Below are 13530 nucleotides of genomic sequence, written 5' to 3' on the forward strand. Positions count from 1 at the left end.
AAGTAGGACTCAGCACTCTATTCCTATTACCAGTACTGATGCTAATGGCTTAAGTTATCTTCAAGTATTGGCGATCGCTGTAACTAACGTCAATGAAGCTCCCAGCTTCCTTAGCACACCTATATCTACAGCCAACTCAGCTAGTCTTTACACCTACAACATTGTTGCCATTGACTCATGCGATCGCCTTCCCTATATAAAGTAGGACTTAGGCACACTCTACGATTCTTCTCTACGAGACGCTGCGCGTTCGCGTAGCGTTCCGTTGGCGCAGCCTCTCGTAGAGAAAGAAAGGCGGTTCGATAAATTAAGCTTTTTGGCGATTTTTGCGTAAGTCCTATAAAGGTAAAAGGTAAGTCTGTGATCAGGCATGGTTAGATCAGCAGTTGACAAATAGGTTATGAGAGTAAAATAAATATAATCCCATAGGGCTATGTTTTTACCCTCGATAGAAAGACAGTAATTACACTATCCTAAATCTTGCAGATTAATTGGTAAAATCTAACACTATATATTTTTGATAAAAAGTATTACCATGTCAAATTCAATATTTATTCGGATATGAGTATTCTTTCATTTAGACCTCTGATTTTAGGCATCAGTATTGCTTTACTGCCTCTGTTGTCCAACTGGCGCATCCAAGCACAAAATAACTCACAAAACATTGAGTTAAAAGTTTATAGTGAAAACGAGCAAAAACAAAGCTGTCCAGATAAAGTGATTGTCACTGAAAAACCCCATCCTTATCAAGAAGGCAGTTTTGCAACAGATGGCTCTGTTAATCTGAGTGCCTACGCTAGTAGCATCTCTGTTAAAGCCAGTAATAGCTTTAGCGTTACATGGGTTGGCACACTCAAGCCGAAATATGCCTTATGCTTTGCATCTGCTGGAATGACTAAGGTTGATGGACAAGACTACTCTGGACACGTTAATTATTTACGGATGCACTTTGTTAAAGGCAAGGTTTACTTAATCTTGGATTTGGCAGGCAGCTTTGATCCTAATGATTATCCCTTAGTCGTGCTAAAAAACAGTTTAAAGAATGGCAATCCTGCCTGGACTTGGGGTGGAACTGATTAGCCAGGATTTCTCACAAGATTTCTCAAAGCCTTATAAAATCTAGATTCAAGAGTTTCACACTGGCTGCAAATTTTTAGTCGTCAGAAATGTCCAAAAGATAGTTTGGGTAAAGGTTATGAAGAAAGCGACGCTGATAGCGTTCGCGTAGCGTCTTATAGAGAAGCGTTAGCGAGTCTTCTCCCTTCGCGCAGCGTCTCATACAGAAGGGGAGACCCCAAAGGCGAACGAGCGTCATAGCCCGTCGCAGACATCGTGCGACTTGTGAGAAATGCGGGTGAAGCGATGGCTGTTTAAGCAAGCCAAGTGATGCTACTTCTAACCTTACAGCTATTTTCAGGTAAATAGACCACACGGTAGGGGCACAGCATTGCTCATTGGTGTCAACTTAAGCCCAAACCCTTTTAAAACCTCGTTTCCAGCCTCTGGCTGGAAATGCAAATCAATTGCGGCTTTGCCGCAAGTCTTGAGGCGGAGCCTCTCGTTAGAGAAGAGCGCCTTCTCTGCAAGAGGCTGACGCCAACGCGAACGCGCAGCGTCTTCAAGAGTTGCGTCTCGTTGGCGCAGCCTCTTCAAAAGTTGAGAAGAAAAGAAAGAGAAGCATTCATATATGATTTAGGACTGCTATATTTGAGACTAACTATGCACTCAAGTAATATTTGCCGTATTCTGTAAGTGGACTAGTTAAGTAGTGCCAATCTTTTCGGAAAATTTTGTTGACATCAAGAACACTGATGAAACGCTTAAATTTTTTACAACAGTCCCAAAAAGTTACAACATTATCAGAACAAAAAACTCCTGTGTTGTCGCAACAGGAAGCAACTGAGACTTCTACTGAATCGAACAACGCTCTCAACAAAAAATTATCATCTTCTTGGGTACGGTATCTGCTACTGCTTACGGGATCGGCAGTATTGTTGAGTGTAGTTGCAACTTATGTAGGAAATTATGCTTACCATGAATGGCAATACAGGCAAAGATATTTACAAACAGATAATGCTCATGTCACCGCAGAGATCAACCCTGTGACTACTCGTGTATCAGGAATAGTCACTGAAATTACATTTAATGATAATCAAATGGTATCTCCGGGCATGGTGTTAGTCAAACTTGATAAAAGCAACTATCAATTATCTCTAGCACAGGCAAAAACATCTCTAGAATTAGCTAAACAGCAAGCAGCATTGGCACGGGAAAAAATTTCCAAAATTGTTATTGATATTCCTGAATTACAACCAGATCCCAAGAACAAAAATGCTCAGGTAGAACAACGAGCTTTAATTAAAAAAAGAACTTTACAAGCACAAATCCTCAATCAGCAAAAGAAGCTAAATGAGCAACAATATAAGATAGCGTTGGCTACTTTTACTCAAAAGCAAATAGAGGTAAAAAAAGCGGAAATGGAGTTAAATTACACTAACATTGCAACTACTGTTGGTGGACTAATTGGGAATAAAAACGTCCAAGTAGGACAGCAGGTGCTTCCAGGGCAAACTCTCTTATCAATAATGCAGCCACGTCCTTGGATTATTGCCTATTTTCCAGAAAAGCAGTTAGAAAAGATACAGCCAGGGCAAAAGGTGAAAATTACAGTCTCAGCCTTTGCTAATCGGCAGTTTCAAGGCAAGGTAGATAGTATCGCCTTTATGTCAGAAGATAATCTTACGAGTAATTCAGCTTCTAATAATTTACTACATCAAATTCCCGTCAAGATTGTATTTGATGGGTCAAGTATTCAAGGTTATGAATCCCGATTTAATCCGGGAATGTCAGCAATTGTAAAAGTTGAAACTAAATAAATGGTCAGCCCCAACTCTAGGAGACGCTACGCGAACGGGGAAATCAAAAGTCAAAAGTCAAAAGTCAAAAGTCAAGTGAAACTGGTAACATACTCGTTGTAGTTTGCATTTGCGAGTGAAAACGTAAAAACATTTATTTACCGAGGTGATTGTTTACTTGTGGCTAAGTAGAGCAATTATCTACTTTTTTGTATTAAGAGTGTTGGGATGAGGGGGCTAGCACTGCAATCGTTAAAGTATTGCGACAAATATAATTGTCATAATCAATCCCTGTGGTTAGGGATTAATCATGGCGATCGCTCATACGGAACTGCGATCGCTTTTCTATTGGATCAACCCGCCATTACTTCTATAGTTTCAACTTAGACTGCATATTTTTTATGCAATTGTGGCAGAAATTATGGCGTCAATCTGCAATATTTTCAGAAGAAAACCAAGTCTGTGACGAGGAACCGAAGAACTGTCATGTCCTTTGCGCGTCTGGTAGAGAAGGCATATTTTACGCGCCACCCTTTACTCAAAATGAATTTTCTTCAAGTTCAGCGATGTCTAGCGACAAGCCGTTTCACGTCTACGCTTAAAAAACACGGGAGCAAGTAGAACAGGGTTATTCTGGTTCCTTGTCAGCAGAAAACCAAGTCTCTGGCGAGGAGGTGAAAGAATGTTTTGAAGGCACTTGTTCCGCCGCGCCTGTCGCTCAAATTGAAAAATCCTCAAGTTCAGCAGCGATCGCATTGCAGGGGTAGTGGGTCTGTACAATAGCCTATAGCGCTTCTCAATTGAGTCGAATACAGACCTAACCCCCAGCCCCTTCCCTACAAGGGAAGGGGAGTAAGAAATTCAAAGCCTCTCTCCTTTTAGGCTACGGTGTACACACAAGTATGACCAGCATAAGTTTTAACTCTTCTAGTTATTTCGTAGGGTGCGTTATAGAGACGCCAAAATAACCAATGCGCTCGCCGAAATAACCAATGCGCTCGCCGAAATAATAAATGCGCTCGCCGAAATAACAAATGAGTTCGCCGAAATAACAAATGCGTTGGTGTAGCCCGCACTTCGACACCTTTCGGCTTCTACAGGCGAAACCAGAACAGCGAAACCACTGGGGGAGCAGCTTTTTACCATCAGTGAGCAAAGCAGTCAAGGCGAAAAAATCTTTGCAACTGTCCTTCAATTGCATCTAACTTGTCACTAAGCTCCTTCAGGGTGCCTTCTTCTTCCTGAAGCTGGTGTATCATATTGAAACTTGCGTGATGGATCTGTTTCAATAATCCATGCATTTCGTATCCTTTCAATCCTCTGGCTTTGGAGTGCGTAGGCTTTTTCGAGTGAGTCTTGTTCTTGCTGCGATCGCTCTCTTTGATTTTGTGATGGGGTCGGACTACCTGATGCCGCTGTCTGCTGCCCAAGGTGAATATTGTAGATGTCACCGCCAATTAGCCCAGCATTTACAGACTCAGCATTAATCAACCCACCGCCAAACTGGGAATTGCGTAAGTCATTACTGGAGACTTGCTTCGGGTCTTCTGAGTCGGGCATGGGTTTGATTTGAGCGTTCTTAAGCGTCTCTGTTCTGAATGTTACCACCTAATTGCTGTACGTCAACATTGTTGGCATCTGCTATTCCACCTGCAAACTGCGAGTTAGGTTGGTAATAAATCGAGAGTTGTCCTGAAGTTTCTGCTAATAACTTATTTTGCTGGTTGATTGTAAAAAATAACTGATTGATTACTGTATCTTTATCTTCAAGTCTTGCTTGGTACTGTGGTTCTAATGCTTTATTCGCAAATTCATAGCCCTGCATGAAGTCGTTGTGGATTTTCGCTTTGTCCGCATCAGGGGCAACAGCTACTCTGACTAAAAGAACACCATCGCCTTTCTTCTCGATGCTTTGAACATCTAGTTGAGCACCTTGGTTTTCAACTTCTAATTTTTTGAAGGAGTAGGCGAAAGCATCCCAGTCGATACCGTTGCGGAAGATTAAATCAACTGTTTCTAGCGATTTCTGGAATAGCTGGGTGAATTCTCTTGGTGCATAGTTACCACTGCTGGGACGACGTTCTTGTTGATTTTGGCGGAGGTAGATATAGTCACAGATTACATCATCCAACCTTGTAGCACTATTAATATTCCAATCTTCTAAACAACTACCAGTAAAATTTGCCGAAGTAAAATCTGTCGATAAAGCTTGAACTCTAGTAAGGTTTGCTTCACTTAAGTCAGCTTTACTTAAATTAGCATGGCTAAGGTTTGCATTACTAAGGTTAGCTCCTTTTAAATTCGTTTTCAGTAGATTAGCCTCACTAAGGTCATAGCCCATTAGATTCGCTTCACTAAGATTTGCCTTACTTAGGTTGAATTTAAATACAAATTTTTGTAAAGAAGAATAGTCTGTTCTTGGGAGATGAATCGCATCTACATTAAACTTAACTCTAGCAAATTTAGTACCATTTAACATAGCTCCAGTAAAATCACTATAACCGATATGAGCACCGCTTAAATCAGCATTAGTTAGATTAGCCCTAATCAGGATGGCTCCATCGATTAAAGCACCTATTACGTCAGCATTAGTTAAATCAGCATCCGTGAAATCTGTTTCATTAAGGTTAGCTCCACTCAAATTAGCTCCATTCAAATTAGCCTGCTTTAGCTCGATATTACTAATATTACTCCTACTTAAATCAGCTTTATTTAAATTAATACCATTTAAATTTTTAGGAAAGTATTTAGATTGATTATCTGAAACATGGATACCTGAGCTAACTAGAATCCCTTTAAATTTAGCTTCTTGAGAATACCAATGATGTATAACATTTCCGCTTAAATCAGGTATTATATATGGGTTTTCCTTTCTCCAATCATTCCAAACCTCTACCCCTTGGTTAAGTATTGCCAGATGTTCTTCATTCGCCATTTTTAGTTAACCCCTCTGCTTTATCTATGCAAGTAAACTACTCTGCCTCCTGCCAACCTTCTAAAGTTGCCACAAGTATTATCGCCTTGGACGTTGTTGACGTTGCCGCCAACTGAACCACCAACTGAAAAGCTACCAGGATTGTTAGTCATAGTACCTACCTGTTCAACATTTGAATAAAAGCTAAAATGCTCTAACGCCGTCATCACCATATTTTCTAATCTGCGGATTTGATTATCTTTTTCTGCTAGCAGTAATTTAATCTGCCGCTCCGGCAAACCTTTTATCTGATTATACGTGGTAAAATCTTCTGCGCTCAGTTCCGACTTATCAGCCATAGCTGCGGTTTTGGCATGAAGCAAGAACTTGATTCGGTATATTTCTTGTTGTTATACCAATATTTCTAACTGCTGTTGCAGCTTTTCTGGGTCAAAGGTACGATCCAAAATTAAATTAGCTGAGGTAATTTCTTCGTCGTGGTTGTGGTCTTCTTCGGTATCGTGATGACTGGGACGAGAATCTAAATTGTCTTCGACTGCGGCTTGGAATTCTAATAATATAGATGCATCAAGTTGAGAAAAATCGCTCTCGATAATCTTCACCACTCTGGGCAACTCTTGCTTAATCAATTCCTCAACTCTGGCTTTTGTCTCGGCATCTACCAAGTCAATTTTATTCAACACCACCAAGTCTGCACAAGCAAGTTGGTCTTTAAACAGTTCTTGCAAGGGTGTTTCATGTTCTAGATTATCATCTGCTTGCCGTTGGGCTGCGATCGCCTCTGGATCGCTAGCAAATGTCCTTGCTGCTACCGCCGCACAATCTACCACGGTAATCACAGCATCCACAGTGGCGGCGTTGCGGATTTCTTGCCAGCGAAAAGCCTTCACCAATGGTTTTGGTAAGGCTAAACCAGAGGTTTCAATCAAAATGCAGTCGATGCTATCTCGCCGCTTGATTAACTCTTGCATCGTTGGGTAAAACTCTTCCTGCACGGTGCAACATAAGCAGCCGTTGGTTAATTCAAAGATATTAGTGTCGCCATCGCCATCTTCGGGACAAATTTGACAGGATTTTAACAATTCGCCATTAATTCCCAGTTCGCCAAATTCATTGACTATAACGGCAATCCGCCGTCCTTGGTTGTTTTGTAGCAGGTGGCGAATTAGGCTGGTTTTTCCACTACCTAAGAAGCCTGTGATCACTGTGACAGGAATTTTTGTTGCCATTATTTAATCAATTGTGCTTGTTTCTATTTCCCCTGATTACTGACTAGATTAGGAATCAGGGGAAATAGAACACCTTACGCTCTTCTAAATGAGCTAAAATATCTGAGCGCTGACGCCAAACTGGACGCAACTGTTTGAGAGTGAACATCTGTAACTGATCGCTAATATGGGGCGAACCCGGTTGAGTAGCATTACCGTAGCTAATGAGTGCCATTGCCTTTAATGGTTGAGAAAACTCAATGGCCGCGACGAAGGAATCACCAGCAACTGCTTGGAAGCGACTTTGTGATCCTGGAGCAAAATGGAGAACGCGGAAAATACCGAGTTCTCCATCGCCACCATTAGCAGGCAAATCCTTATTGTTTACCACCACCCGAAAAACATCTCCCCATGCCACATTTATTGCCCCGTATGCTTTTTCAACTTTGGTAGCAGCAGCTTCTAGTGTTGCGACTGCACTAGATGGATCGACTAAACCGTCTGGCGTGGTCATCGGGGATTTTTCACTCCAAGGTTTGCTAAACCCTTTATCCCAGTTCATCTGTTCTGTCCAAGCAGCAAAGAGTACCGCACCCTTGCTATCTGCATTGGCTTGCCGATCCCAGGCTTCTAGGGTATCAGCAGCTAGCCGCCCTAAGGAACTTCCCTGTTTGCGTGCTGCCGGGATTAAGTCATTCAAGATGCGATCCGCTAGTTCCATCCGGGTGGAATGTTTGTATTGCACCATTTCATCAAAGGAGATTTTTTTATCCTCAAAGAGCATTTTTAGAGAACGCTCTGTCCGAAAATTCATCGGAAAATAGAGGGAACGAGGTGCCATGTATGAAGGGTAATTATCTGCTTTAATAGCAGCAGGAAATGTGGTTGTCCAAGGCGGGTCGTTGGTATTTTGCAACCATCCGCTTTTCGGGTTAATAATGCGTGGTAAATCTTTATAAGGATGGATTTTCGTCCATAATGTTTTGGAAGTATCACCAGGAATAATTCCTTCCCAGTATTCAAAATTACCTTGAGAACGCACTGGAACATTACCGTTGAACAGGTGCATGATATTCCCATTTCTATCTGCATACATGACGGTGAACATTGGCAGTTGCAAGCGTTGGAGTACGGTTTGAAATTGTTTCAGGTTTTGGGAGCGTGCCATATCCCACCACTGTTCAAGCACCTTTGGTCGATCGAGACCGACAACCCGTAGTGCTATAGCTTTACCGTCTTTCTGTGTCAGCACTGGACCGTGGATAGAATGTTTTACAACTAGAGATTGGTTGCGTATTGTACCGTCTTTTTGTTTTACCTTCAAGGAAAGGGTTGTGATCTGAAAGGGACGAACTTTGCCGTCGAAGCGATAACCATTGTCAACTAATTTTAGTTTGTAAGCATCCCAGCCATCGAAAGTGTTGACGGTGTGAGTCCAGCCCAAATTATCGTTAAATGCGATCGCCAACACCGGAAGTCCCACAAGTGTTGCTCCGTAAGCATCAATACCTGGAGCAGTCACCTGGGCTTCGTACCATAAGAATAAATCCGCCCAAGGCAAGTGTGGATTTGCAAGTAGCATCGCTTTACCACTCGCAGAATGTGATGGAGCGATCGCCCAACCATTAGACCCGGCTTTTGGCTTATGCTGAGTATCGCCCGCAACATCTGCTGCAACATCTTCTGGGTTAACAATAAAAGTAAAATGCAGAACTCGGTGTAAGTGAGCCAAAACATCTTCTGCTTTGACTGGCAACACTAACTCTACTTCATCATCAATCAGTTCGCCATGCTCCCGAGCATAAGCATTAATTCCAGCAGCAAAGGCATTCAGGTAGCTACGAAAAGCTGGACTTTGGGAAGTGTACCAAGAACGAGCGCGTTCTGGAACTCCCATAGTCTGTACCCAACGGTCTGATTCTAAATATTTCTCTCCCCAATATTCGGCAGCTCGTCCTCGTGCTTGACCATAAAGACGCAAAAGCAAGTTACCATGACTTTGCATCTGCGCCCAACCAAAGGCTTGAAATGCACTTGGGACATCCTTACCATATATGTGAGGTATGCCATAGGTATCCCAGAGTATTTCAGTGGATTTTGTGACCTGTGCAGGAGTGTAGCTTCCAACAACGAGAGTAAATAAAATACCAAGTATAAAAGCTAAAAGTCGAAATAATTTTTTTTTGAAACCTTTATGTAAATAGCTCATAATAACCTGGTTTAGATTTCAGAAGTGAGGCAAAGGATTAAGGGAGCAACTGTATCTCACTGGTAATTTGCCACAATTTTTGAGACAAAGACTCTAGCAGGAGTGATTGGGGTGAGTGCAGGAAAAAATGGTTCCCAGGAAACATTTGTAGTAAAAATGCAGCATTTGTCTGTTCCCGCCAAGCTTGGAGTTCATCGTAACTAACCTTGTGATCTTGTAAACCACCAAAAGCAGTGATGGGGCAGTTAAGTGGTGATTCGGTAGTGTATACATAAGTTTCCAGAACTGTAAAGTCGGCTCGCAGAATCGGAATCAGAAGTTGCATCAGTTCGGCATTTTCCAGCACTGCCTCAGGAGTCCCGTTGAAACGGCGTAGTTCTTCTTTGAAAGCAGGTTCGCTTAGAGCATGGATGGGTGGATCTAAAACGGGAATTTGCGGAGCGTGGCGACCCGAAACAAACAAGTGTACAGGTGACAAACTGTAGTGTTTGCGAAGTAAACGGGCTAGTTCAAAGCTAACGAGCGCTCCCATACTATGGCCAAAGAAGGCGAACGGTTTATCTAAATATGGAAGCAGGACTGGAGCGATCGCACCGATCAGAGGTTCTAACTGCGAGAATAGGGTTGTCCTCATTTGCATACCTCGTCCAGGTAGTTCTATGGGACAAACTTCGACAGTTGTGGGTAGACTGTCTAACCATCTGCGAAAAACCAGAGAACTACCACCTGCATAAGGGAAGCAGAATAAACGCAGCGAAGCTTGAGTATTTGGCTTGGGACAGGTAACGCAGAAGTTAAATGTTGGTGTACTTGTCATGAATAAAACAGCCCTACAGAGCGTCTTTGGTAGGCATTCTTCCTTGCAGTTAAAACTTCTTATATAAAAGGGCTAGGGCGTGTTTTCAAAGTCTTAGATCCCCCCAACCCCCCTTAAAAAAGCAGGGCTGATTCATTTCCCAAAGAGCTTTAAAAATCAAGGGTTATAGCGATTAAAAATTAGTTATTTTGTTACCGACATGCCGATGAAACCAACTATTTTACTGATATTTCAGTGCTTAAATGTTCATCTCTTCGTCACGCTTACTTACAATTTTCTTGCTAACCATCTTAACAAATCCTGTTTGAAATGGAATGAATCAGCCCTGCCCTTAAAAAAGGGGGCGAAGAGTCTCTTAAAGTCCTCCAATTTATCGGAGAACCACTGCGGTCTTCTCCCTTGGCGCTAGCATCTCCCTTTGGGAGTTATCCATTAGTCACATCTTTCTTTACAATCTTAAAACGCTTGTTTTACAAGTATCTTGAACACTGAGGTGTCAGGCATACTTGACAAATTAGCTTTTTGTCTTCTCGCTAAAATTAGGTTTTTATTGAGAATGAACAACGAACGAATCAGGCTTAGAAAAAACGTGAGCGATCGCTCTCACAAATGTTAAGAAAGATCCGGGTAATGGATAGGTTTGGGAGAAGGGGAGACGCTAAAAGCGATAGCGAGTCCGCGAGCGTCTGGGGTCTCCCCAAGTAGAGGAGCCAGCCGCGTGGGCGGGTTTCCCGACTTGATCGGACTAGCATCAAGTGGCGTGGATTTAGGGGGATCTCAAAAGTTAGAAGGCTAAAAAATAGTTTGAAAACACGCCCTAGCTCTTCCTAATCGGTAGCGTTATGTCTGGCTATGAGCCGCTTCTTCCATCTTCTTCCTTAAACTGAGTGGTCTCATATCCGTCCATACTTCCTTGATGTACTCAAGACATGCCGCCTTTAAACCACTATGACCTGCATCTCGCCAACCAAGAGGGTTTTCTCGCTCAATAGGCCAAATGGAATATTGTTCCTCATGATTGACTACCACTTTGTAAATTGTCGTGTCTTCTTTGTCATCTTGATACATAATTTATCTCCTGCGATTTGTCTTGCACGATGTAAAGTTTATACCGAATAGCTTTTATGTTTTAGCGAATTTTTCAGAGGGACTAGGCAAAAAACCTCCGTCTCGCAGTTCCCTTACACTATCCTTAATAGCCTGAATAATGAAATCAAGGTCTTCATCTGTATGGGCTGTGGATAGTGCATGTAATGACGATCGCAGGTAAACTCCTTTATCGAGAAGGTGATGATATAGTAATAGATTTATCAGTTGCATCTTCTCTAAAGCATCCGAACTAACCGATGAAGCTGAATTTCCAAAACGAACAGAGTTAAATATTGAACCAAAATTCGCAAGTCTGATGGGTACTTCATCAGCTTCAAAGTAAGTATTCAGTGTTTTAACGAACTGCGATGTGCGTTGATTCAACTGTTCCTGAAGGGCAGTTCCTTCACTCTTAAGACGCTTTAGTACAGCTCGTGCAGCAGCCATAGCTAACGGATGCTTACAGAAGGTACCAGAAAAAAATGTCATTTCTCCCTCTGGCTGAGGATAAGATAGATCCCCATAGTTCCACATACCACCGTCGATTCTATCCATGTAGGTAGCCTTACCAGCAATGATACCAATTGGCATGCCGCCCCCGACAATTTTTCCATAGGTAGCTATATCGGCTTCAACACCAAACCAAGCCTGGGCACCACCTAGATGAACCCGGAAGCCAGTAATTATTTCATCAAATATTAAAACTATCCCTGATTTTTTTGTTAATTGCCTCAATTGCTGGAGAAACTCTTGAGGTTGTAAGTCTGGGCGGCTACTCTGTACTGGTTCAACGATCACAGCTGCTAATTCGTGCTCATGCGCTTTAATGATTTCAAGCGACTGAGGATTCACATAGTCCAGAACTAAAACATCAAGAGCAACATTTGGCGGTACTCCTGGATAACTTGGTACTGAACCTGAGCCTTCTGCTTTCTCTGCTTTAATTAAAGTGCCATCAGAATGCCCATGATAAGAGTCTGAAAACCGAACAATCTTATAGCGACCTGTTGCTGCTCGTGCCAAGCGTATTGCTGTCATTACAGCTTCTGTGCCTGTATTACTAAAGGTCACTCGCTCCATCCCCGTTAGTTCACTGACTAATTCAGCAACCTCACCAGCAAGATCTGATTGTGGTCCGAAGTGTATACCTTGTTCAAGTCGCTGTTCCAGAGCTTCCTTAATAAAGGCGGGGTTGTGACCAAAGAGATTCACCCCAAACCCCATTACTATATCTATATATTCATTGCCATCAATATCCCAAACTCTAGAACCCGAAGCGTGCTTACCAATAACGGGATAAACCATCTCTTTTACGAGAGGGTAAAATCCTTCTAAACCTCTTGGATCAGCCAAAACCGAACGATAGGCTTGCATCTGTTGTTTTGATGTTTTTGTGCGCTCGGTGTAGCGTGCAATTAAAGTTTCTAAATGTTTTTGTTGACGGTCATTCAGACCTTCTGTTGATATCTTGTCGGAAGATTGTATCGAATCCGTCTGCGGTTTTATCTCTTGTAATTCAGATTGTTTTGTTTTCATATTTCTATTGATTGACCTGCATATAAAGAATAGATATTCCCAAAGTTAAACATATTACTCTGTCAAAATAGACAGTAATTATTCATGAATTAAGTCAATTTTCTGCTAAATATTTAACTTGGCTTCCGACAAACAAAGCAGACCATATCACCCTCAGTAATTAATCCTAAATCAAGTTTTAGATCATAGATAATAACTTCTGTAAAGCCAACATTTTCTAGAGATGACTGAACTTCATCCTTTGAATAACTCATCAGTGAAAAACTAGTGTCTAGGCGTTTCCAGCAATCTATGTCTCTTAATTGAAATGTCGTTACAAAAACTCGACATTCTTTGCTTTCTGGATGATAAATGTTTTTCATAGCCCAAGCATAGTCATCCTTAACATCGCCTAATACACGATTGTTCAAAGTGGAACTATATGCATCTTCTAGACGTAAGTCGAATACAAATATACCGTTGCTATGAAGTGCGTTGTATACATTGTTGAAAGTAGCTGTTAATTCTGACAAACTCAGAATGTGATTGAAACCCAGACCCATTGAAGAAACTGCATGGAAAGTAGGCAGTAATTCAAAGAAGCGCACATCGCTAAGAATCAATTTGCAATTAGGTGCATTCTGACAAGCATACTCCAACATTCTCTGGGAGCGATCAATTCCAGTTACCTGATAACCTTTATTTAGCAGCCATTGTGACAGTTCCCCTGTACCACAACAGAGGTCAAGGATATTCGCTTTTTCAGGAATATAAGGTAATAGTAATTTTTCTAAAGTTGGCAAGGCTATTTTGTTATAACTTGGACCCAAGGTCTCGTTATATATTCGGGCAAATGGTTCATCAAATTTGTTATAACTAGTTGCTGAAGACGAAGACATAAA

The 13530-nt window shown here is 41.8% G+C and carries 12 protein-coding genes and 1 pseudogene; 4 read left to right on the forward strand and 9 right to left on the reverse strand.

Annotated features, from left to right (window positions below):
- The first annotated feature begins 561 nt into the window (after window positions 1-561).
- From V7K36_RS19945 to V7K36_RS19960, 4 genes are all read left to right on the forward strand, one after another.
- Window positions 562-1080, forward strand: a complete 519-nt coding sequence (locus V7K36_RS19945) for a hypothetical protein (RefSeq protein ID WP_335118541.1) — start codon at window positions 562-564, stop codon at window positions 1078-1080.
- Between the two features lie 731 nt (window positions 1081-1811).
- Window positions 1812-2876 (forward strand): HlyD family secretion protein, encoded by a 1065-nt coding sequence (locus V7K36_RS19950; protein ID WP_335118543.1) that lies wholly within the window; start codon window positions 1812-1814, stop codon window positions 2874-2876.
- A 207-nt stretch (window positions 2877-3083) separates the two neighbouring features.
- A complete protein-coding gene (locus V7K36_RS19955; RefSeq protein ID WP_334968125.1) occupies window positions 3084-3242 on the forward strand; it encodes a hypothetical protein in 159 nt (52 codons plus the stop codon).
- A gap of 254 nt (window positions 3243-3496) precedes the next feature.
- The gene (locus tag V7K36_RS19960; protein WP_335118546.1) at window positions 3497-3622 is read left to right on the forward strand and encodes a hypothetical protein; all 126 of its coding nucleotides are present in this window, start codon (window positions 3497-3499) and stop codon (window positions 3620-3622) included.
- A gap of 445 nt (window positions 3623-4067) precedes the next feature.
- Here the strand turns inward: V7K36_RS19960 and V7K36_RS19965 are convergent, their stop codons facing one another.
- The 9 genes and pseudogenes from V7K36_RS19965 to V7K36_RS20005 form a co-directional block, all read right to left on the reverse strand.
- Entirely contained in the window at window positions 4068-4415 is a 348-nt protein-coding gene (locus V7K36_RS19965) for a hypothetical protein (RefSeq protein WP_335118548.1), read from the reverse strand.
- A 19-nt stretch (window positions 4416-4434) separates the two neighbouring features.
- Window positions 4435-5790 carry a pentapeptide repeat-containing protein gene (locus V7K36_RS19970; protein WP_335118550.1) on the reverse strand — a complete coding sequence of 452 codons (1356 nt, stop codon included), beginning with the start codon at window positions 5788-5790 and terminating at the stop codon, window positions 4435-4437.
- A 20-nt stretch (window positions 5791-5810) separates the two neighbouring features.
- Window positions 5811-6128, reverse strand: a complete 318-nt coding sequence (locus tag V7K36_RS19975) for a hypothetical protein (protein ID WP_335118552.1) — start codon at window positions 6126-6128, stop codon at window positions 5811-5813.
- A gap of 54 nt (window positions 6129-6182) precedes the next feature.
- Window positions 6183-7019 (reverse strand): annotated as a pseudogene (gene cobW / locus V7K36_RS19980) (cobalamin biosynthesis protein CobW); the annotation flags it as partial.
- Window positions 7020-7074: 55 nt separating this feature from the next.
- Window positions 7075-9207 carry an acylase gene (locus V7K36_RS19985; protein WP_335118554.1) on the reverse strand — a complete coding sequence of 711 codons (2133 nt, stop codon included), beginning with the start codon at window positions 9205-9207 and terminating at the stop codon, window positions 7075-7077.
- Window positions 9208-9244: 37 nt separating this feature from the next.
- Window positions 9245-10024, reverse strand: coding sequence for a thioesterase II family protein (locus tag V7K36_RS19990; RefSeq protein ID WP_335118556.1), 780 nt, complete (start codon window positions 10022-10024; stop codon window positions 9245-9247).
- An 840-nt stretch (window positions 10025-10864) separates the two neighbouring features.
- Entirely contained in the window at window positions 10865-11092 is a 228-nt protein-coding gene (locus V7K36_RS19995; RefSeq protein WP_335118558.1) for an MbtH family protein, read from the reverse strand.
- Window positions 11093-11146: 54 nt separating this feature from the next.
- The gene (locus V7K36_RS20000; RefSeq protein ID WP_335118560.1) at window positions 11147-12649 is read right to left on the reverse strand and encodes an aspartate aminotransferase family protein; all 1503 of its coding nucleotides are present in this window, start codon (window positions 12647-12649) and stop codon (window positions 11147-11149) included.
- A 113-nt stretch (window positions 12650-12762) separates the two neighbouring features.
- Entirely contained in the window at window positions 12763-13527 is a 765-nt protein-coding gene (locus V7K36_RS20005; protein ID WP_335118562.1) for a class I SAM-dependent DNA methyltransferase, read from the reverse strand.
- Window positions 13528-13530: the final 3 nt, after the last annotated feature.

Origin of the sequence: Nostoc sp. (assembly GCF_036919555.1) — a bacterium.
In the GTDB taxonomy this organism is placed as follows: domain Bacteria; phylum Cyanobacteriota; class Cyanobacteriia; order Cyanobacteriales; family Nostocaceae; genus Nostoc.